Origin of the sequence: Agrococcus beijingensis, from assembly GCF_030758955.1 — a bacterium.
Classification (GTDB): domain Bacteria; phylum Actinomycetota; class Actinomycetes; order Actinomycetales; family Microbacteriaceae; genus Agrococcus; species Agrococcus beijingensis.
Map to the genome: position 1 here is coordinate 2,292,574 of NZ_CP132360.1, position 20,188 is coordinate 2,312,761.

Genomic DNA, 20,188 nt, shown 5'->3' on the forward strand with positions numbered 1-20,188 from the left:
TAACCGTTGGCTATCCTGAACGCATGTCACGCGTCGCCGATCCCGCAGAGCTCGCTCGTCTGCTGCGCGGCACGTGGGCGATCCGCGCCACGACGTTCCCGTACTGGGCCAACGCGCAGCGCAAGAACCCACGGGTCACCTTCGAGCTGGTGAACCCCTCGCCGCTCGAGCTGCGCGAGGTCTACGAGTACCACCGGCCCGACAAGGGCGACCGCGAGGTGATCGCCGAGGCCACCTGGGCCGGGCAGCACTTCTCGTGGCGCATGCTGGGCCGCTCGCGGCTGCTGGCGAGCGCCTACGTCGTCTCCGACACCCCGGCGACCGGCGACATCCTCGCGATCCACTACGGCCGGTCGTCGCTGCTGGGGCAGAGCGCGGTCTCGATCCTCGCGCGGCCGCACCTCGACCCCGACGACGTGCGGCGTTCGGTCTCGATCGACACGCACTCCTTCGAGCTCTCCGCCGAGGAGTTCTGGCGGCTGCAGTGGCTGACGCCCTACGCGCCGTCGCCCTCCGCCTCGAGCGACTCGCGAGCCTGACGGACGTCCTCGAGGAGCGCGCCGATCAGCACCCAGTGCTGCGGATGCGGCCGAGGCACCACGATCGGCTCGGTCAGCAGCGGGCCATCCACCGCGGGCATCGAGCGGGTGCGGCCGTCGTCGACCGCCTGCCGGTCGACGAGCAGCCGCACGGCGCCGGCGATCTTGCGCGTCTCGCCGGCGATGCGCGCCACCGTCGGATCGGAGGAGAGGGATGGCTCGAAGCGGTCGACGATCGACCTCGACATCCCGATCACCCGGTTCACGAGCACCGTGAGCGCCAGCAGCAGCCGCTCGTCGCGCTCGATCCGCTCCCGCAGCGCCTTCGTGCGCGGATTGAGCCGCGTCGACTCCTCGAGCGCGTCCATGGCGGCGCGGGCGCGCTTGATGCTGTCGCGGAGGTCTCTGGCGTCCTGCAGCAGCGCGTCGCCGCGCACGGGCTCGGGGCTGCGGAGCGCGGCGGCGGCGCGCTCGTAGGCCTCGGCGACCTCGTGCGCGAGCCCGCGCAGCTCGCGCTCGGCAGGCTCGTGGTGCACGGGCGGCACGACGACGAGGTTGATGAGCAGGGCGACCGCCGCCCCGATGACGGTCTCGACCACTCGCTCGAAGCCGAACAGCGGTCCTGAGCCGGCTCCGAGCGCGAGCAGGATCATCGCGCTGATGGGCAGCTGGTTGGCTGCCATGGGCGCGAGCCGCAGCACCCGGGCCAGCACCACCGCGACGATCGTGACGAGCAGCACGATGAGCGGACCGCTCGGGAGCACGAGGCTCGACAGCCACGCCAGCACGACGCCGCCCAGCACCCCGACCGAGCGCTCGATGCCCTTGCCGACCGATTGGTTGACGCTCGGCGCGACCACGAGCAGCGCGGCGATGGCGGCGAAGATCGGCAGCTCGACGCCCGTCAGCAGCGTGCTCGCGAACCAGGAGAGCGCGATCGCGACGATCACCTTGAGCAGTTGGATCCATGACTCCTGCTGGCCGGTCGTGAACCGCTCGAGCCATCGCATGCCCTCACGATACGCGCGCCGTGCAGGCGATCCGCATCCGCGCGGTGTTTGATGGGTCAATGCTCGACAACGCCGCCGCAGTGCTCATGCGGCTCGTCTCCGAGAGCGGGCGCGAGCTGGTCGACTTCACCCAGAAGGACGTCGAGCCGGTGAACGAGGGCTTCATCATCGGCTACTCGTGCGGCGTGCGCACCCGCGACGACTCCATCGAGCGCGTCACCATCTATGTCAACACCTCGCCGAGCGCGCCGGTCGACGAGCACACGGTCGAGCTGCTCGACGCCGCCGGGCGCCGGCTCACCGCGTGGGCGTACCCGCAGGATCCAGCGCTGCCCTCGCTGCCGGCCGTGTCGTACCCCGAGGCTGCGGGCGTGGTGCTGTCGAAGTTCGGCATCGCCGCGGAGGGCGCGCGGCTTCGGATGGAGGCCTATCGCCCAGGCAAGCGCGCTGTGCTGCGGGTCGACACGGCCACCGAGCGCTGGTTCGCGAAGGTGGTGCATCCGTCGCTGGCCTCGACGATCCACGACCTCCACGAGCGCTTCCGCGCGGCCGGTGTGCCGGTGCCGCGCTCGATCGGCTTCTCCGATGCCGGGCTGGTGCTGCTGGGCGAGCTGCCGGGCGTGCCTGCGATCGACGTGTTCGAGCGCATCGACCGCGCGCGCTTCGCCCAGGGGCTCGAGCAGCTGACGCAGCACATCGCCCAGGTGTCGGTGACGGTGGGTGCGCGCGAGTCCCTGGCTCGCCGGGTCGAGTGGTACGCGGAGCGGATGGAGGAGACCGCGCCGGTCTTCGCCCGTCAGACGGGGCTGCTGGCGCGGGTCGTGCACGAGCGGTACGCGGCGACCGAGGTGCCACGGCCGGTGACGATCCACGGCGACCTGCACCTCGGTCAGATCTTCGTGTCGGAGGACGACCCGTCGGTGATCACCGGCATCCTCGACATCGACACCGCAGGCCTCGGCGACCCGGCCGACGACCGCGGCGCCCTGTTCGGGCACGTCGTGGTCTCGGCGGTGGAGCGCTCTGCGGGCACGCCCGCGGGGGCCTCGCTCAGCGCGTTCGCCGACGAGCTCCAGGCCGGCTGGCGCGGCGACCAGCGCGTCGCGGCCATCGCCGCGACGCACCTGATGGGCCATGCGCTGGCGAGCGCCGGTCGCGGAGACGACCGCGGCGCGGCCTCGGCGCAGCTGCTGCTGGAGCGCGCCGTGGCCGTGCTCGGCTAGGCCGTCTCGCCCAGCAGCTGCCGCACGCGGGGCACGACCTCGTTGCCGAACAGCTCGATCGAGCGCAGGTTGTCGGCGTGGCTGGTGCCGGAGTCGTACTTCAGGTCGAAGCGCTCGACGCCGAGCGTCTCGACGGCCCAGACGATCTTCTGCGCGACCGTCTCGGGGCTGCCGACGAAGTTGGCGCCGTGCTCGGCGGCGCTGGCCTCGAACTCGCGCTCGGTGGCATCGCCCCAGCCGCGCTCGCGCCCGATGCGGTTGCGGTAGACCATCCACTGCGGCATGAGGATGCGCTTCGCCTCGGCGTCGGTCTCGGCGATGAGGCCGGGGGAGTGCATGCCGACTCGGCCGCCCTCGTGCCCGAACTCCTGCATCGCGCGCCGGTAGAGGCCAGAGAACGGCGCGAACTGCGCGGGGCTGCCGCCGATGATGGCGAGCATCATGTCGAAGCCGTGGTGGGCGGTGCGCACGACCGAGTCGGGGGTGCCGCCGACGCCGACCCACACCGGCATGGTGCCGCCGTGCTCGGCGACGTGCGAGCGCGGGAACACCGGCTGCTCCTTGAGCGGTGAGCGCAGGCGACCCGACCAGGTCACGGGCGTCTCCTTGACCAGCTCTGCGAGCAGCTCGAGGCGCTCCTCGAAGAGGGCCTCGTAGTCCTCGAGCCGATAGCCGAACAGCGGGAAGGACTCCACGAACGAGCCACGGCCCACGATCATCTCGGCGCGACCGCTCGAGAGGCCGTCGAGGGTGGCGAACTGCTCGAACACCCGCACCGGGTCGTTCGACGACAGCACAGTGACGGCGGTGCCGAGGTTGATGCGCTCGGTCACCGAGGCGAGTGCGCCCAGCACGATCTCGGGCGCGCTCGCCGCGAAGTCCTCGCGGTGGTGCTCGCCGAGGCCGAAGAACGCCAGGCCCGCGCGGTCGGCGGCGATGCCCTCCGCGACGGTGTCTCGCAGCGCCTGCGCGTGCGGGACGGGCTTGCCGTCCACCTCGGGGATGGCTGCGAACGTGTGGACACCGAACTCGATGGGCATGGGCTTCCTCTCCACTGCAGGAGAACGTCCGGAGCGTCCCGGCATTCCTTCGAATGGAAACGACGAAGGGCCCGGCGGTGAACCGGGCCCTTCGCGTGCAGCGCCTTGGCGCCTAGTGGTGGCGCTTGGTCGCCTCGAGCTCCTTGGGGGAGACGGGGCTGATGCGGTCCTCGAAGAACCAGCGCGTCAGCGCAGCGCGCAGGTGCGTGGCCGGGGTGATCCTGCCCTTGGCGTTCGGGCGGACCATCACGGGCTCGTAGTCGTCGAACGCCTTGAGCTTCCACGACTCGTACTCGTCGAGCTGCTCGTGCACCTCGACGAACTCGCCGCCGGGTCGGCGCACGATGCGACCGGACTCGTAGCCGTGCAGCAGGATCTCGCGGTCCTTCTTCTGCAGGCCGAGCGCGATCCGCTTCGTCAGCAGGTAGGCGATGATCGGGCCGAGGATGAGCGTCGCCTGCAGCCACCAGGTGACCTGGAAGACGTTGAGGCGGAAGTGGGTCGCGATCAGGTCGGACGAGGCCGCGGCCCACATCACGGCGTAGAACACGATGCCCGCGGCGCCGATGGCCGTGCGCGTCGGGTTGTTGCGGGGACGCTCGGCGATGTGGTGCTCGCGCTTGTCGCCCGTGATCCACTGCTCGATGAAGGGGTAGAACATCACCAGCACGATGAAGGCGCCGAGCACCGCCATCGGCAGCAGGATGTTCCACGAGAACGTCAGGCCGAAGAGCTCGGACTCGAGGCCGGGCGCCAGTCGCAGCGCGCCGTCGGCGAAGCCGATGTACCAGTCGGGCTGGGTGCCCGCCGAGACCGGTGATGGGTCGTAAGGGCCGTAGTTCCAGATCGGGTTGATCGTGAACAGCGAGGCGATCAGCACCAGCACGCCGAAGACGATGAAGAAGAACGATCCGGCCTTCGCGGCGAACAGCGGCATGATCGGCGCGCCGACCACGTTGTCGTTGGTCTTGCCCGGGCCGGCGAACTGGGTGTGCTTGTTGACGACCATGAGCACCAGGTGCACGCCGATCATCACGATCACGATCGCCGGCAGCAGCATGATGTGCAGCACGAACAGCCTCGGCACGATGTCGTCACCGGGGAACAGCCCGCCGAAGAACAGGTACGAGATCCAGGTGCCGACGATCGGGATGCCCTTGACCATGCCGTTGATGATCGCGAGGCCGTTGCCCGACAGCAGGTCGTCGGGGAGCGAGTAGCCGGTGAAGCCCTCGGCCATCGCGAGGATGAAGAGCACGAAGCCGATCACCCAGTTGATCTCGCGAGGCTTGCGGAACGCGCCGGTGAAGAACACGCGCAGCATGTGCAGGCCGATGGCCGCCACGAACAGCAGCGCCGACCAGTGGTGCACCTGCCGCATGAGCAGGCCGCCGCGGATGTCGAACGAGATGTCGAGCGACGAGGCGTAGGCGGCCGACATCGCGATGCCCTTGAGCGGCACGTACGAGCCCTCGTAGTGGACCTCGGTCATCGACGGGTCGAAGAAGAACGTCAGGAACGTGCCCGAGAGCAGGATCGCGACGAACGAGTAGAGGATGATCTCGCCGAGCATGAACGACCAGTGGTCCGGGAAGACCTTGCGGCCGAGGGCCGCGACCATGGTCGAGATGCTGGTGCGCTCATCGAGGTAGTTCGACGCCTTCGAGGTGAAGGTGTCACGCGTGGCTGTCGCGGTCATGCGCGGTGCTCCGTCTCAGCTGCCGACGCCGGGATGTGCTCCGGGTCGACGTGGCCCAGGCGCTCCCAGTACGACGGGCCGATCGGTTCGGTGAAGTCGCTCTGGGCGACGAGGAAGCCGTCGGCGTCGACGGTGATGGGCAGCTGCGGCAGCGGGCGCTTCGCCGGGCCGAAGATGACCTTGGCATGCTCGGTGACGTCGAAGGTCGACTGGTGGCAGGGGCACAGGAGGTGGTGCGTCTGCTGCTCGTACAGCGCCACGGGGCAGCCGACGTGCGTGCAGATCTTCGAGTAGGCGACGATGCCGTCGTACGACCAGCCGGCGCGATCCGGGTCCTCCTTGAGGCGGTCGAGCGGCAGGCGCATGAGCAGCACCGATGCGAGCGCCTTCTGGTCGAGGTAGCCCTCGTCGTGACCGACGTCGGCGAGCGACTCGGGGATGACGTGGAACGCGGAGCCGACCGTGACCTGGTCGGCGCGGATCGGGGTGCCGGTCGGGTCGAGCGCGAGGCGCTCGCCTGCCGTCCACATCGTGTTGGAGATGGCCTCGACGGCGTCCTGCGCCGGAGCGAGGTCGCGGAAGAGCACGATCGCCGGCAGCGGCGTGAGCGCGACGGCGCCGATCAGCGTGTTGCGGATCAGCGTGCGACGCGAGAACCCGGACTCCTGGTCGCCGAGCTGGAAGATCTCGACCGAGCGGGCTCGGCTCTTCTCGGAGCCGCGCGACAGGTGGCGCTCCTCGACGACCTCGTGGCTGCTCATGAGCTGGCGGGCCCAGTGCATGCCGCCGATGCCGACGCCCAGCAGGGCGAGGGCGATCGCGAGGCCGAGGAACAGGTTGTTGAACCTGACGCTGGTCATGTTGCCGGGCTCGATGGGCACGGCGATGTAGGCGACGATCGCCAGCACCGAGCCGAGCATCGAGGCCAGGAACCAGCCGACGACCTGGCGCTCCGCGCGCCGCTCCTTGTGCGGGTGGAGATCGGTCTGGCGCGGGCGGTGCGGCGGCAGACCGGGGTTCTCGAACGCGTCCGTGCGCTCGATCGCGGCGCCACGGTCGTAGACGACGACATCGTGCCCAGCGGGGGCGGACTGGTCTTCAGCCGACATGCTGGTCCTTCCTGTGTCCTGCGCCATGGATCAGTTCGGCTTCGAGGTGAGCCACACGGTCACGGCGACGAGGCCGCCGAGGCCGAAGATCCAGATGAAGAGACCCTCGGAGACCGGGCCGAGCCCGCCGAGGTCGAAGCCTCCGACCGACGGGTTGTTGTCGAGGTAGTCGAGGTAGGCGAGGATCTCGCGCTTCTCGTCGGGGGAGATGTTCGCGTCGTTGAAGACGGGCATGTTCTGCGGACCGGTGAGCATCGCCTCGTAGACGTGCGCGGGGTCGATGTCCTTCAGATGCGGGGCGAACTTCCCCTCGGTGAGCGCACCGCCGGCGCCGGCCACGTTGTGGCACATGGCGCAGTTGATGCGGAAGAGCTCGGCGCCGCGGGCGACGCCCTCGTCATCGACCTGCGAGACGTCGAGCAGCTCCTCGTCGGGGATGCCCGGCCCGGGGGCCAGCGAGGCGATGTAGTCGCCCATCGCGTCGGACTGCTCCTGCGAGAACTGCGGTTCGCGCTGCTCTGCCTGCGGGCCCTGCATGGCCATCGGCATGCGGCCCGTCATGACCTGGAAGTCGACGGATGCCGCACCGACGCCGATGAGGCTGACGCCGTTCTCGGTGCCCTCGGCGTTCAGCCCGTGGCACGTGGCGCAGTTGGCGCGGAACAGCAGCTCGCCGTCCTCAGCCGTCAGCTGCTGTGCGAGCGGGGCGCCTGCGGGCTCCGCGTTCGCGACAGAGCCGACCGCGACGGAGGCGCCGCCCGCGGCGACGAGTCCGATCATGAGCAGTGCCGCGCTGGCGAGGGGGTGCCTGCGACCGGTCTTCTTGCGTGATGCCAACGTTCTCAGTCCCAACCGTTTACTTGAGCCAGTAGATGACGAGGTACAGGCCGATCCAGACCACGTCGACGAAGTGCCAGTAGTAGGAGATGACGTGCGCGCTCGTCGCCTCCTTGTGCCCGAATCGCTTCACCGCGTACGCGCGGCCGATGACGAACAGGAAGGCGAACAGCCCGGCCGTCACGTGCAGGCCGTGGAAGCCGGTCGTGATGTAGAAGGCGCTGCCGTACGAGTTCGACTGGATCGTCACGCCGTGCTGGACGAGCTCGACGTACTCGAACACCTGCAGGACGACGAAGATCGCGCCCATCGCGTAGGTGAGGTAGAACCACTCGATCATGCCCCACTTGGCGAACTGCAGCCGGCCGCCCGAACGACGCACGAGGCCGTGCTCCGCGGCGTTCGCGCCCGCCTGGCAGGTGAAGCTCGACGCCAGCAGGATCGCGGTGTTGATCGTGGCGAACACGACGTTCAGCTTCTCGGCCTCTGTGGCGAACAGATCACCCGACATCGATCGGAGGGTGAAGTAGATCGCGAAGAGACCGGCGAAGAACATGACTTCGCTGCCGAGCCAGACGATCGTGCCGACCGCGACGGTGTTCGGCCGCCGGATCATCGGCACCGTGGGCGACGAGGAGAGCGCAGTAGTGGACACGCTCTCATCCTAGTGACAGATGCGCCGGTGGTCTCGACCCGACGGGCCAGCGTGCCGCGAAAAGATAGGCTGGAGCAATGGATCGCCTCTTGACCTGGCCAGTCGTCCTCGAATCCCTGCTGGCAGGTGAGGATCTCGCGATCCGCCAGGCTGAGTGGGCCATGGCCGAGGTCGTCGCGGGACGCGCCACCGAGGCGCAGATCGCCGGCTTCCTCATCGCGCTGCGCGGCAAGGGCGTCGTCGCCGAGGAATTGGTGGGCTTCCGCGACGCGATCCTCGAGGCCGCCGTGCCGCTCGCCGGCGACACCCGAGTCGTCGACATCGTGGGCACCGGCGGCGACCGGCAGCACACCGTCAACATCTCCACCACAGCCAGCATCGTGGTGGCCGCCAGCGGCGTGCCGGTGCTCAAGCACGGCAACCGCGCCGTGTCGTCATCCTCGGGCGCGTCGGACGTGCTCGAGGCGCTCGGGCTCGTGCCCGCCGACGACGATCCGGCGGTCGTCCGCCGCATCCTCGAGCAGGCCGGCATCTCCTTCGCCTGGGCCACGCGCTTCCACCCCGGCTTCCGCCACGCGGGCCCCGTCCGCGCGCAGCTCGGCGTGCCCACCGTCTTCAACTACCTCGGCCCCCTGGTGAACCCCGCGCGACCCGAGGTGTCGCTCGTCGGCGTCGCCGACAAGCACGTGATCGAGCAGTTCGTGGGGGTCTTCGCCACCCGCGGCGCGACCGCACTGGTCGTGCGCGGCGAGGACGGCCTCGACGAGCTGACCACCACCGGCCACTCCGAGCTCTGGGAGGTCGCGCGCGGCGACGTCGTCGAGCACGACATCGACCCCCGCGAGCTCGGCATCCCGCGCGCCAGCCTCGACGACCTGCGAGGCGGCTCCGCCGAGCAGAACGCCGACGTGCTGCGACGCACCCTGGCCGGCGAGCAGGGGCCGGTGCGCGACATCGTGCTGCTCAACGCGGCCGCCGCCCTGGTCGCCTGGCGCCTCGACCGCGACCCTCGGCAGAAGGACCGTTCGCTGGTCGAGCGGCTCTCCGAGGAGCTGGTGATCGCGCGCGACGCCGTCGACTCCGGCGCCGCCACGCGCACGCTCGAGGCGTGGCGCGCCGCCGCAGGCGCCTGACCCGGCCGTGAGCACCCAGACGGTTGAGCGCCCCCGCGCGCAGCGGCAGGCCAGATGGGTGCGCGAGGAGGTCTGGTTCAGCTGGCCGCTGCGCTGGGCAGACCGCACCTCCCGCTCGCTCCTGCTGGTGTCGCTCAGCCTGGGCGGGCTGCTGACCATCTACGGCCTGACCCTGCTGCTGCATCGCCCGCCGGTGCTCACGCCGTCGGTGACGCTGCGCTCGATCGGCGTGCTGCTGCTGCTGCTGGCCGCGTTCGCGGCACCGGCGTCGCGGGGCTATCGGGTCGGCGCGCTCTACTGCATCGTGCTGTTCGCGAGCGCGCAGGTCGTGCTCGTGCTCATGCAGTCGACCGACGTGCTCGGTGCCACCACCTACGGCATGCACTCGGCCGTGGAGTTCAGCGCCGGCGGCGCGCTCATCGTCGCCTGGATGCTGGTGCGGATGCGGCACCCCGTGACGCTGCTGATCGTGGTGCTCGGCTACGCCACCGCCGGCGCGGCGTTCTTCGGCCGTGTCATGCCGACCGTGCGACCGCGACTGGCGGCCACGACCGCGCAGGAGGCGGCCAGCGCGGTCGACGAGCTCATCGTGCGCTCGGTGATGCTGGTGCTGCTGCTCGGCCTGGTGCTGCTCGGCTGGTGGCTCGACGGCTGGATGCGTGCGCTCCTGCCGGTCGCGAACGTCGCGGAGCCGCACGGGTCGGGCAGGGCGTCGCGCACCGGCGAGCGCCCCCGGCTGCGCTACGCCTTCGTGACCATGCTCGTCGGCCTCGACCTCATCGCGATCGCGGTGGCGATCTCGGCCAAGCAGCCGGTCGAGCGCGGCAGGCTGGCGAGCGAGGACGACTGGTGGGCGTCGATCATCCTCGCCATCTCGACGGGCCGGGTGGCGATGATCGCCGTCGCCGTCGGGGCGGCGATCATCTGGCTGAGCGACCCGGCCTACCGCGCCGGCTGAAGCACAGCGAGAAGGGGGCGACCGCAGTCGCCCCCTTCTGCTCGAGCTGTCAGCTCCAGTCAGTCGACGTCGTCGTCGACCCAGTCGAGCGTCTTCTGCACCGCCTTCTTCCAGTTGCGGTAGGTGCGGTCGCGCGCCTCCTGCTCCATCTGCGGCTCCCAGCGCGAGTCCTCCTGCCACTGCTGGCGCAGCTCGTCGAGCGAGCTCCAGAAGCCGACCGCGAGGCCGGCGGCGTAGGCGGCGCCGAGCGCCGTCGTCTCGGCGACCACGGGGCGGATGACCGGCACACGCAGGATGTCGGCCTGGAACTGCATCAGCGTGTCGTTGGCGATCATGCCGCCGTCGACCTTCAGCTCCGTCAGGTCCACGCCCGAGTCGGCGTTGACGGCATCGACGACCTCTGCCGTCTGGAAGGCCGTCGCCTCGAGCGCGGCGCGAGCGATGTGCCCCTTGTTGACGTACCGGGTGAGTCCCACCAGCGCGCCACGCGCATCCGGCCGCCAATAGGGCGCGAAGAGCCCCGAGAACGCGGGCACGAAGTACGCGCCGCCGTTGTCGTCGACCGACTTGGCGAGCGTCTCGACGGCTGGCGCGTCGGGGATGAGGCCCAGGTTGTCGCGCAGCCACTGGATCAGCGAGCCCGTCACCGCGATCGAGCCCTCGAGCGCGTAGTGGGTGGGCTCGTCGCCGATCTTGTAGCCGACGGTCGTGAGCAGGCCGTTCTTCGAGTGGACGATCTCCTCGCCGGTGTTGAAGATCAGGAAGTTGCCCGTGCCGTAGGTGTTCTTCGCCTCGCCCTTGTCGAACGCCGCCTGCCCGAAGGTCGCGGCCTGCTGGTCGCCGAGGATGCCGGTGATGGGCGTCTCGCGCAGCAGCGACTCCGACGAGGCGACGCCGAACTCGCCGGACGACGAGCGGATCTCGGGCAGCATCGACCTCGGCACGCCGAAGTCGGCGAGGATCTCGTCGTTCCAGCTGGTCGTCTCGAGATCCATGAACAGGGTGCGCGAGGCGTTCGTGACGTCGGTCGCGTGCACGCCGCCGTTGACGCCGCCGGTGAGGTTCCACAGCACCCAGCTGTCGGTGGTGCCGAACAGCAGGTCGCCGGCCTCCGCGGCCTCACGGGCGCCCTGGACGTTCTCGAGGATCCAGACGATCTTCGTGCCTGAGAAGTAGGTCGCCAGCGGCAGGCCGACACGCTGCTTGTAGCGGTCGGTGTCGCCGTCGGCGAGCCGGTCGACGATTTTCTGCGTGCGGGTGTCCTGCCAGACGATGGCGTTGTAGACCGGCTCGCCGGTGCTCTTGTTCCAGACCACGGCGGTCTCGCGCTGGTTGGTGATGCCGATGGCCTTCACGTTGTGGCGCGTGACGTTGGCCTTCGAGAGGGCCTGGCCGATGACCTCGCGGGTGTTGTTCCAGATCTCGACCGGGTCGTGCTCGACCCAGCCCGCCTGCGGGAAGATCTGCTCGTGCTCGAGCTGGCCGGAGGCGACGATGCTCCCGGAGTGGTCGAAGAGGATGGCACGGGTGGAGGTCGTGCCCTGGTCGATGGCGATGACGTAGTCGTTCACCGGGACTCCTTCGTGGGGTGTTGGTGGATGTGGTGGGTTCCCTGACGCGCGCATGCGGGCGCGGACAGGGCGAGGAGGGGATCAGCGGACCCCCTCCTCGCAGGGTCAGCCCGCTGCGATCATCGCGACCAGCGCCGGCGCGGCGACGCCGCCGAGCACGCCGCCGATGATGGGCCCGACGACCGGGATCCAGGAGTAGCCCCAATCGCTGGAGCCCTTGCCTCTGATCGGCAGGATCGCGTGCGCGATGCGCGGGCCGAGGTCGCGCGCGGGGTTGATGGCGTAGCCCGTCGGGCCACCGAGCGAGGCGCCGATGCCGACGACCAGCAGGGCGACCGGCAGCGCGCCGAGCGATGCGAGGCCGGCAGGAGCGACCGCGTCTGCGTCGCCGCCCTGGGCGCCGAAGCCGATCACCACGAACACCAGCACGAACGTGCCGATGATCTCGGTGACCAGGTTCCAGCCGGTCGAGCGGATCGCCGGGCCGGTCGAGAAGGTGCCCAGCTTGGCGCCCGGGTCCTCCTCGGCGTCGAAGTGCTGCTTGTAGGCGAGCCAGCAGAGCACCGCGCCGAGGAACGCGCCGATCAGCTGCGCGATGAGGTAGACCGGCACGGCGGCCCAGTTGAACTCGTCGCCCGTGACGAGCGAGTTGGCCGCGAGCCCGAGGGTCACCGCCGGGTTGATGTGCGCTCCGGAGTAGATCGAGACGACGACGCCGGCGAACACCGCCAAGCCCCAGCCGAAGTTGATCATGAGGAAGCCGCCGCCGAAGCCCTTGTTGCCCTTGAGCACGACGTTGGCGACCACGCCGCAGCCGAGGAGCACGAGCATCGCGGTGCCGACCAGCTCTGAGAGGAAAACCAGACCGAGGTTCTGATCCACAGATCCCTGCTTTCGTGTCTACGGGCGCCGTTGCCCGTACCGCCCGCTCGAGCGGTGAGGCCACCTAACCACGTCGGGCGCGGCCGCGGTGGAACCGGTTGTGATTTGTCCGGCGACCGTCGAGATTCCAGCCCGCGGGGCGTAGCGTGAGGCTCGCCGGACACCCCGAAGGAGAGGCCCCACCGTGAAGAAGCTGATCAACGATCCTGCGAAGACCGTCGACGAGGGCATCGCGGGCTTCGCGCTCGCGCACCCCGATCTCGTGCGCGTCGTCGTCGACCCGCCGTTCGTGATCGTGCGGGCGGATGCGCCGGTCGCCGGCAAGGTCGGGATCGTCTCGGGCGGTGGGTCGGGCCACGAGCCGCTGCACGGCGGATTCGTCGGCTACGGCATGCTCGACGCCGCGGTGCCGGGCGCCATGTTCACCTCGCCCACGCCCGACCCGATCCTCGAGGCGACCAAGCAGGTCGACGCCGGCGCGGGCGTGCTGCACCTGGTGAAGAACTACACCGGCGACGTGCTGAACTTCGAGACGGCCGCCGAGCTCGCGCTCGCAGAGGGCATCGAGGTGCAGTCGGTGATCGTCGACGACGACGTCGCCGTCAAGGACTCGCTCTACACCGCCGGTCGGCGCGGCGTCGCGGGCACGATGCTGGTCGAGAAGATCGCCGGGGCGGCCGCCGAGCGCGGCGACAACCTCGACAAGGTCGCCGAGATCGCGCGCACGGTGAACAGCCGCGTGCGCTCGATGGGCATGGCGCTCGCGCCCTGCACGGTGCCGCACGCCGGGGAGCCGAGCTTCGTGCTCGCCGACGACGAGATCGAGATCGGCATCGGCATCCACGGCGAGCCGGGCCGCGAGCGCATCGCGCTCGAGCCGGCCGACCGCATCGTCGACCGGCTCATGGAGCCGATCCTCGAGGACCTGCCGTTCGAGCGCGGCGACCGGGTGGTGCTGCTGGTGAACGGCATGGGCGGCACGCCGCAGTCGGAGCTCTACATCGTCTTCCGCCGCGCGGCGGAGGTGCTCGCCGAGCGCGGCATCGAGCTCGCGCGCTCGCTGGTCGGCTCCTACGTCACCAGCCTCGAGATGCAGGGCGTGTCGATCACGCTGCTGCAGGTCGACGACGAGCTGCTGGGGCTCTACGACGCGCCGGTGCACACGGCCGCCCTGCGGTGGGGCCGGTGACCGCGCTCGACGGCGCGTGGACCCGCCGCTGGTTCGAGGGCGTCGCGGCCGAGGTCTCGCGCCGCAAGGGCGAGCTGACCGCCCTCGACCGCGCGATCGGCGACGGCGACCACGGCGAGAACCTCGACCGCGGGTTCCAGGCGGTGCTGGGCAAGCTCGACGCGCTCGACGACGCGCCGACCCCGGGCGCGGTGCTCAAGCTCGTCGCCACCACGCTCATCTCGACCGTCGGCGGCGCGGCCGGTCCGCTGTACGGCACGGCGTTCCTCAAGGGCGCGATGGCGGCCGGCGACCGAGCCGAGCTCGATGCCGCCGCGCTCGTCGAGGTGCTGACGGCCGCGCGCGACGGCATCGTCGCCCGGGGCAAGGCCGAGCCGAACGACAAGACGATGGTGGATGCGTGGACCCCGGCCGTCGAAGCCGCCCGGTCCGCAGGCGGTGACGTGCGCGCCGCCCTGTCGGCCGCCGCTGAGGCCGCGGCCGCCGGCGCCGTCGCGACCGAGCCGCTCGTGGCCCACAAGGGTCGGGCCTCCTACCTGGGCGAGCGCGCCGTCGGCCACCGCGACCCCGGCGCCGAGTCGACTGCCCTGCTGCTGCGGGTCGCGGCGGAGACGGCGTGACGGTCGGGCTGGTCATCGTCTCCCACTCGGCGAAGATCGCCGAGGGCGTCGTCGAGCTGGCCGGCCAGATGGCGGCGTCGGTCGCGATCGTCGCCGCCGGCGGCACCGACGACGGCGGCATCGGCACCAGCTTCGACAAGGTGCAGGCGGCGCTGACGGCGGCCGAGTCCGGCGACGGCGTCGTCGTGCTGTGCGACCTCGGCTCGGCGGTGCTGACGGCCGAGACCGCAGTCGACCTCGTCGACGCACCCGAGCGCATCCGCATCGCCGACGCGCCGATCGTCGAGGGCGCCGTCGCCGCAGCCGTGGCGGCGCAGGGCGGCGACGCGCTCGACGCCGTGGTGGCTGCGGCCGAGGACCGCGTCGCGCAACCTGCGGCACCGGCGGGGGCCGGCACGGCGCTGCCGGCGGGTGCCGACACGGCGCGGCTCGAGGTGGAGCTCGAGAACGAGCACGGCCTGCACGCACGCCCCGCAGCGGAGCTCGTGCGCACCGCGGCCGCCTTCGACGCGGCGGTCACGGTCGAGGGCGTCGATGCGACGAGTCTGCTGCGGGTGCTGGCGCTCGGCCTCGACCGCGGTCGGCGGATCACGTTCGAGGCGAGCGGACCGCAGGCGGCCCAGGCGATCGAGGCGATCGAGGCGCTGGTGCGCGCCCGATTCGGGGAATGACCCGGCGTTACTGCACGACGTGCGCGGCGAACTCGTCGGCGGCCGAGCGGGCCACGACGAACGAGCAGCGGGGGAGGATCCGCTTGCCCTCGGCGATCGTGGCGCGCAGCGCCTCGTCGACCAGTTGCGAGCCCACGCCGCGCCCGCCGAACGACGGGTCGATCTCGGTGTGCACGAAGGCGCGCACCCCGTCGCGGTCGCGGTAGTCGGCGAAGCCGGCGAGCGCGCCGTCGATGCGTGCCTCGAAGCGGGTCGCCTCCGGGTTGTCGGCGATCTCGATGGACTCCTGCGGCTGGCTCATGCCCGTCACGCTATCGCCCTAGGCTGAGCGGATGGCAGGAACGGGCACCGCGCGACTCGCGACGGTGCTGCTCATCGCCCTGACCGTGGTGTGGGGCTCGACCTTCTTCCTGATCAAGGATCTCGTCGAGCACGTGCCGTCGCTCGACTTCCTGGGCGTGCGCTTCCTGATCGCGGCGGCGATCATGACGGCGATCGCCTGGCGCCGCGTCGCACGGCTCGGGAGGCCGCTGCTGCTGCGCTCGGCGGTGCTCGGGCTCCTCTACACGGCGGCGCAGATCCTGCAGACCGTCGGCCTCGAGACGACGCCCGCCTCGGTCAGCGGCTTCCTCACCGGCGTCTACGTGGTGCTGACGCCGCTGATCGCCGCCCTGGCCTTCCGGCACCGCATCGAGCGCGGCACCTGGATCGCCGTCGCGGTGGCCGCCGCCGGCCTCGTGGTGCTGACCCTCACCGGCATCTCCTTCGGCGTCGGCGAGGCGCTCACGCTCGGCGGCGCGCTCGCCTACGCGCTGCACATCCTCGCCACCGCGCGCTGGGCCCGCGTGGAGCACGCGCTCGGCATGGCGATCGTGCAGCTGTGGGTGATCGGCGCGGTGTGCTTCGCCGCCGGCGCCCCCGACGGCATCACTCTGCCGTCGACCGCCGGGCAGTGGGCGTCGATGGGGTACATGGTGGTCTTCGCCTCGATCCTCGCGATGTGGGTGCAGACCTGGGCGCAGGCGCAGATCACCGCCACGCGCGCCGCGATCATCATGACGGCCGAGCCGGTGTGGGCGACGGCGTTCGCGGTCGCGTTCGGCGGCGAGGGCCTCACCTGGCGCCTCCTCGTCGGCGGCGGCATGATCCTGGGCGCGATGTACGCGGTCGAGCTCGTGGCCGCGCGCAGGCCCGCGCGCCGCGACGAGCCGCCGACCGGCGCGATCGATGCCGTGGTGCGGATGCCGGGCGAGTAGCACCGCGCCCGGCGGGTGCACGGCGGGGAGTGCGGCATGCTGGACGCATGCAGCTCGACCCGCGACGCATCCTGATCTTCCGCACCGTCGCGCGCGAAGGCTCCGTCTCCGGCGGTGCCCGCGCGCTCGGGTGGACGCAGCCTGCCGTCAGCCAGCACATCCGCCTGCTCGAGGAGGAGGTGGGCCAGGCGCTGCTGCTGCGGTCGTCGACCGGCGTCACCCTCACCGAGGCGGGCGAGCGGCTGCTGCGCCACGCCGACGGCATCGCCGGGCTGCTGGGCTCCGCCGAGGCCGAGCTCGCCTCGCTCGCCGAGGGCGCGGGCAGCGTCACGATCGCGGCGTTCCCCTCGGCGCTCGCCGACTTCGTGCCCCGCGCGATCGCCGCGGCGCGCCTCGCGGCGCCGGGGCTCACCGCCCGCGTGATCGAGGTCGAGCCGCCCGAGGCCATCGAGGCGGTGCTCGCCGGCGACGCGGACATCGCCGTCGCCTTCGAGTACGACGAGCTCCACGACGATGTGCAGCTCACCCGCATCGACCTCGGCCCCGACCCCTCGCGCATCGTGCTCCCCGCCGCGCACGGCCTCGCCCGCAGCAGCGCCATCGACATCGCCTCGCTCGCCGGCGACGACTGGGTCGGCGGGTGCGAGCGCTGCCGTGCGCACCTCGAGTCGCTCGCCGCCGACGCCGGCTTCTCGCCCCGCATCCAGTTCGAGACCGACGACTTCGTCGCCGCCCAGGCGTTCGTCTCGGCGACCGGCTCGGTGACGCTGCTGCCCGACATGGCGCTGCGGGCGCTGACGCGCGACGACGTCGTGGTCGTGCCGCTCGCCGACGGCTCAGGCCGGACCGTCTCCCTGCGCCATCGCCATGGCGCGGAGCGCGTTCCCGCGGTGCAGACCGTGCTCGACGCACTGCAGCGCATCTGGAGCGAGCGCGTCGCCTGACGCCTCGCCCAGCGCGACGCGGGCGAGAGCGCTCGCGTGCGCCAGGCACGAGTCGATCAGCGGCACCGTCGCGTCGGCCTCGCCGACGAGCAGCATGATCTCGGTGCAGGCGAGCACGATCGCATCGGCGCCCGCGTCGACGAGCGCGGCGAACGCGGCGCGGAAGACGGCGCGGGACGCATCCGTCACCGTGCCCTGCGTCAGCTCGTCGAAGACGATGCGGTCGAGCTCGACCTGGGCGGATGCGTCCGGCACGACTGCGCGGATGCCGTGGCGGGCGAGGCGGTCGCCGTAGAACGGCTCGGCCATCACCCAGCGGGTGCCGACGATGCCGAGGGTGCGGGCTCCCCGCTGCCGCGCCGCATCGGCCACCGCGTCGACGATGTGCACGAGCGGCACCGCGACGGCCGCCTCGACGGCCGGCGCGACCTTGTGCATCAGGTTCGTCGCGATCGCGATCGATCCTGCGCCGGCGCGCTCGAGGGCCGTCGCCTCGCGGGCGAGCAGCGCACCCGCGGCTGCCCAGTCGCCGCGCAGCTGGCAGTCGCGGATCTCGTCGAAGTCGAGGCTCGACAGCAGGATGCGGGCAGACGCGTGACCGCCGCGGGCGGCCGCGACCTGCTCGTTGATCGTGCGGTAGTAGGCGAGCGTGGAGTGCCAGCTCATGCCGCCGAGGATGCCGAGGACCGGTGGGCCCGGGGCGCGCGGGGCGCGCGAGGCGGCGGCTCGGCCGTGGGGCGCGGAGTCGGTCTGCGTCGAGGCGACGCCCTCGCCCGGGTGCTGCTGTTGCATGGGTTCGATCTCAGCACGGCGTTCGGGCAGTAGTCCAGCCTGTCTTGGTGCTCTAGGCTATTGGCTGTTCTTATGCGCGGCCGGAGCGGCGCGCAGCAGCAGCACGGCGAGCAGCCCGCCGACCAGTGCCATGGTCGCCAGCACGCCGCTCGCCAGCGGCAGGCTCACGGCGCCCACGAAGCCGGCGACCGGGTAGGCGATCAGGTAGCAGGCGTGCGAGAGCGAGAACTGCGCCGCGAATGCGGCGGGCCGCTCGGCCTCGGTGGTGGCGCGGCGCAGGATGCGCCCGGCCGGCGTGAGTGCGAGCGAGCTGGTCGCGCCGGCGAGCGCGAACGCGACGAGCAGCACCGGCCAGGCGATCGGCGACGGCGACTGCGCGGACGCGGCCAGCAGCAGCACCGGAGCCCCCGCCAGCGCGGCGACGGTCATCAGCGTCAGGTCGCGCACCCGCTCGACCAGCCGAGGTACCAGGAACGCGGCAGCCATCGAGCCGAGGCCGAACGCGGCCAGCACGACGCCCACCTCGGGCTCGCCCAGCTGCAGCGCGGCGCGCACGGTCACGGTGGTGTTCACCATCACCAGGCCGTAGACGGCAGCGACGGCCAGGTCGATCGCCAGCACCACGCGCAGGGCCGGGCGGCCGAAGAACATGCGGGTGCCCGCGGTGACGCGCTCGGCGAAGCCCGCCGACGAGGCGGGCTCGCCCTGGGGCAGCGCCGTCACCGCCACGAGCAGCGCAGAGCCGGCGAAGCCGACCACGGTGCCGGCGAAGAGCCAGCTGAAGGGCAGCACGCCCAGCAGCAGCGCGGCGATCGCGGGGGAGAGGAGCGCCTCGAGGTCGTAGGCGAGGCGCGACAGCGACAGGGCCTTCGTGTAGTCGGCCTCCTCCGGCAGCACCTCGGGGATGAGCGACTGGAAGGTGGGTGTGAAGGTGGCCGACGCCGCCTGCAGCACCGCGATCGCCAGGTAGATCTGCCACGCCTCGGTGATGAAGGGCAGGGCGAGCGCCGCGAGCGCGCGCACCGCGTCGGCGCCGATCAGCACCGCCTTGCGCGGCAGCCGGTGCACGAGCGCCTGCACGAGCGGCGCGACCAGCACGTACGCGAGGATCTTCACCGTCATGGCGATGCCCAGCACCAGGCCGCCGTCGGCGCCCGCGATCTCGAAGGCGAGGAGCCCGAGCGCGACGGTCAGCAGGCCGGTGCCGACGAGCGCCACGACCTGCGCGGCGAAGAGGCGGGCGTAGGTCGGGTGGCGAAGGACCGCGAGCATCAGACGAGTCTGACAGCGCCCGCGCCCGCGCCCGTGGCCGTGTCCGTGCCCGCGCCGAGGCCCAGCCGCTGCTGGAGGCTGAGCGCGAGGAGCGCCTGGGCGCCGACGTACGGGACCAGCACGACGAACGCCCGCAGCGCATCCGGGATCTCGATGACGTACAGCCCGAGGCCGAGCACCAGGTCGCTGACCAGGAAGAGCAGGCCGCCGAGCAGGCCGATCGCATCGATCGCCGCGAACGCCGCCATCGCGGCCAGCACGAGGGCGTAGGCGAGCACCGGGATCGCCAGCGGGCCTGCGTTGACGGCGATGATGCTGCCCGCGGTGAGGCCGACGAAGCCGTAGCCGAGCGCGCCCCAGCCCCAGGCGAGCGAGCGGCGACGGGTCGGCCAGAGGGCGGCGATGTAGCCGAGGTGGCCGACCAGGAACAGGGACAGCAGCACGAGGGTCTCGCCGGTGGCCGAGCCCAGCCCGTCGGCCAGCCAGCACAGCAGCAGCGCGAGGACGTGCCAGCGTCCGACGGGGTGCCGAAGGGCGCCGATCCAGACGAGCCCCACCGCGATCGGCGGCACCATCGCCCACATCAGCACCGAGCGCGCCGACCCGAGCACGCCGGCGTCGCCGAGCTCTGCGTCGATGAGCACCGCCGCAGCGACGTTGGCGGCCAGCACGAGCGCGGCGATGAGGAAGCCGGTGCGCAGCGGTCGCGGGATGGGCGACTGGGGCATGCCGCCATCGAACCACGCCCGCGCGCGCGGGCAGGCGTGCCGGGCAGCCGTGTCGCACGT

General features: G+C 71.5%; 21 protein-coding genes. 9 read left to right on the forward strand and 12 right to left on the reverse strand.

Features of this window, described 5'->3' with window-relative positions:
- The first annotated feature begins 23 nt into the window (after positions 1-23).
- On the forward strand, positions 24-539 hold the full coding sequence (locus Q9250_RS11175; protein ID WP_306231955.1) for a hypothetical protein: 516 nt from the start codon (positions 24-26) through the stop codon (positions 537-539).
- Here Q9250_RS11175 and Q9250_RS11180 read toward each other — a convergent pair.
- Complete coding sequence (locus Q9250_RS11180) at positions 497-1,549, reverse strand: FUSC family protein (RefSeq protein WP_306231956.1); 1,053 nt, start codon at positions 1,547-1,549, stop codon at positions 497-499. The two genes, Q9250_RS11175 and Q9250_RS11180, sit on opposite strands and share 43 nt — an antisense overlap.
- 59 nt (positions 1,550-1,608) lie before the next feature.
- On the opposite strand from Q9250_RS11180, the gene Q9250_RS11185 reads away from it, so the two are divergent.
- Positions 1,609-2,772, forward strand: coding sequence for a phosphotransferase family protein (locus Q9250_RS11185; RefSeq protein WP_306231957.1), 1,164 nt, complete (start codon positions 1,609-1,611; stop codon positions 2,770-2,772).
- On the opposite strand, the gene Q9250_RS11190 is transcribed toward Q9250_RS11185, so the two are convergent.
- The 5 genes from Q9250_RS11190 to ctaE form a co-directional block, all read right to left on the reverse strand.
- A complete protein-coding gene (locus Q9250_RS11190; protein ID WP_306231958.1) occupies positions 2,769-3,812 on the reverse strand; it encodes an LLM class flavin-dependent oxidoreductase in 1,044 nt (347 codons plus the stop codon). The two genes, Q9250_RS11185 and Q9250_RS11190, sit on opposite strands and share 4 nt — an antisense overlap.
- Before the next feature lie 112 nt (positions 3,813-3,924).
- Positions 3,925-5,511: a cytochrome bc1 complex cytochrome b subunit gene (qcrB, locus tag Q9250_RS11195; protein ID WP_306231959.1), complete on the reverse strand. Its 1,587-nt coding sequence runs from the start codon at positions 5,509-5,511 to the stop codon at positions 3,925-3,927.
- Entirely contained in the window at positions 5,508-6,620 is a 1,113-nt protein-coding gene (gene qcrA, locus Q9250_RS11200; protein ID WP_306231960.1) for a cytochrome bc1 complex Rieske iron-sulfur subunit, read from the reverse strand. Before qcrA ends, qcrB begins: the two co-directional genes overlap by 4 nt.
- Before the next feature lie 30 nt (positions 6,621-6,650).
- The gene (gene qcrC / locus Q9250_RS11205) at positions 6,651-7,466 is read right to left on the reverse strand and encodes a cytochrome bc1 complex diheme cytochrome c subunit (RefSeq protein WP_479688794.1); all 816 of its coding nucleotides are present in this window, start codon (positions 7,464-7,466) and stop codon (positions 6,651-6,653) included.
- Between the two features lie 10 nt (positions 7,467-7,476).
- A complete protein-coding gene (ctaE, locus tag Q9250_RS11210) occupies positions 7,477-8,112 on the reverse strand; it encodes an aa3-type cytochrome oxidase subunit III (RefSeq protein ID WP_306231962.1) in 636 nt (211 codons plus the stop codon).
- Positions 8,113-8,189: 77 nt separating this feature from the next.
- On the opposite strand from ctaE, the gene trpD reads away from it, so the two are divergent.
- Both trpD and Q9250_RS11220 read left to right on the forward strand, forming a co-directional pair.
- Positions 8,190-9,245: an anthranilate phosphoribosyltransferase gene (gene trpD, locus Q9250_RS11215; protein ID WP_306231963.1), complete on the forward strand. Its 1,056-nt coding sequence runs from the start codon at positions 8,190-8,192 to the stop codon at positions 9,243-9,245.
- 7 nt (positions 9,246-9,252) lie between these two features.
- A complete protein-coding gene (locus tag Q9250_RS11220) occupies positions 9,253-10,203 on the forward strand; it encodes a hypothetical protein (RefSeq protein ID WP_306231964.1) in 951 nt (316 codons plus the stop codon).
- Positions 10,204-10,262: 59 nt separating this feature from the next.
- Here the strand turns inward: Q9250_RS11220 and glpK are convergent, their stop codons facing one another.
- Both glpK and Q9250_RS11230 read right to left on the reverse strand, forming a co-directional pair.
- Entirely contained in the window at positions 10,263-11,774 is a 1,512-nt protein-coding gene (glpK, locus tag Q9250_RS11225; RefSeq protein WP_306231965.1) for a glycerol kinase GlpK, read from the reverse strand.
- Between the two features lie 105 nt (positions 11,775-11,879).
- Complete coding sequence (locus Q9250_RS11230) at positions 11,880-12,656, reverse strand: MIP/aquaporin family protein (RefSeq protein ID WP_306231966.1); 777 nt, start codon at positions 12,654-12,656, stop codon at positions 11,880-11,882.
- Positions 12,657-12,840: 184 nt separating this feature from the next.
- Here Q9250_RS11230 and dhaK point away from each other — a divergent pair, with 184 nt between their 5' ends.
- Genes dhaK through dhaM form a run of 3 tightly spaced genes read left to right on the forward strand, consistent with a single transcriptional unit; the run spans position 12,841 to position 15,136 of the window.
- The gene (gene dhaK, locus Q9250_RS11235; protein ID WP_306231967.1) at positions 12,841-13,845 is read left to right on the forward strand and encodes a dihydroxyacetone kinase subunit DhaK; all 1,005 of its coding nucleotides are present in this window, start codon (positions 12,841-12,843) and stop codon (positions 13,843-13,845) included.
- A complete protein-coding gene (gene dhaL, locus Q9250_RS11240; RefSeq protein ID WP_306231968.1) occupies positions 13,842-14,465 on the forward strand; it encodes a dihydroxyacetone kinase subunit DhaL in 624 nt (207 codons plus the stop codon). Before dhaK ends, dhaL begins: the two co-directional genes overlap by 4 nt.
- On the forward strand, positions 14,462-15,136 hold the full coding sequence (gene dhaM / locus Q9250_RS11245; RefSeq protein WP_306231969.1) for a dihydroxyacetone kinase phosphoryl donor subunit DhaM: 675 nt from the start codon (positions 14,462-14,464) through the stop codon (positions 15,134-15,136). Before dhaL ends, dhaM begins: the two co-directional genes overlap by 4 nt.
- A 7-nt stretch (positions 15,137-15,143) precedes the next feature.
- Here dhaM and Q9250_RS11250 read toward each other — a convergent pair whose 3' ends face one another.
- Entirely contained in the window at positions 15,144-15,437 is a 294-nt protein-coding gene (locus Q9250_RS11250; RefSeq protein WP_306231970.1) for a GNAT family N-acetyltransferase, read from the reverse strand.
- 31 nt (positions 15,438-15,468) lie between these two features.
- Here Q9250_RS11250 and Q9250_RS11255 point away from each other — a divergent pair, with 31 nt between their 5' ends.
- Both Q9250_RS11255 and Q9250_RS11260 read left to right on the forward strand, forming a co-directional pair.
- On the forward strand, positions 15,469-16,392 hold the full coding sequence (locus Q9250_RS11255) for a DMT family transporter (protein WP_306231971.1): 924 nt from the start codon (positions 15,469-15,471) through the stop codon (positions 16,390-16,392).
- 47 nt (positions 16,393-16,439) lie between these two features.
- Positions 16,440-17,336, forward strand: coding sequence for a LysR family transcriptional regulator (locus Q9250_RS11260; protein WP_306231972.1), 897 nt, complete (start codon positions 16,440-16,442; stop codon positions 17,334-17,336).
- Here the strand turns inward: Q9250_RS11260 and Q9250_RS11265 are convergent.
- From Q9250_RS11265 to Q9250_RS11275, 3 genes are read right to left on the reverse strand one after another with little or no spacing between them, the layout of a single operon-like run.
- Positions 17,229-18,128, reverse strand: a complete 900-nt coding sequence (locus Q9250_RS11265) for an aspartate/glutamate racemase family protein (RefSeq protein WP_306231973.1) — start codon at positions 18,126-18,128, stop codon at positions 17,229-17,231. The genes Q9250_RS11260 and Q9250_RS11265 overlap by 108 nt on opposite strands.
- A gap of 57 nt (positions 18,129-18,185) precedes the next feature.
- A complete protein-coding gene (locus Q9250_RS11270) occupies positions 18,186-19,400 on the reverse strand; it encodes an MFS transporter (RefSeq protein ID WP_306231974.1) in 1,215 nt (404 codons plus the stop codon).
- Positions 19,400-20,128 carry a lysoplasmalogenase family protein gene (locus tag Q9250_RS11275; protein WP_306231975.1) on the reverse strand — a complete coding sequence of 243 codons (729 nt, stop codon included), beginning with the start codon at positions 20,126-20,128 and terminating at the stop codon, positions 19,400-19,402. Before Q9250_RS11275 ends, Q9250_RS11270 begins: the two co-directional genes overlap by 1 nt.
- Between the last annotated feature and the right edge of the window lie 60 nt (positions 20,129-20,188).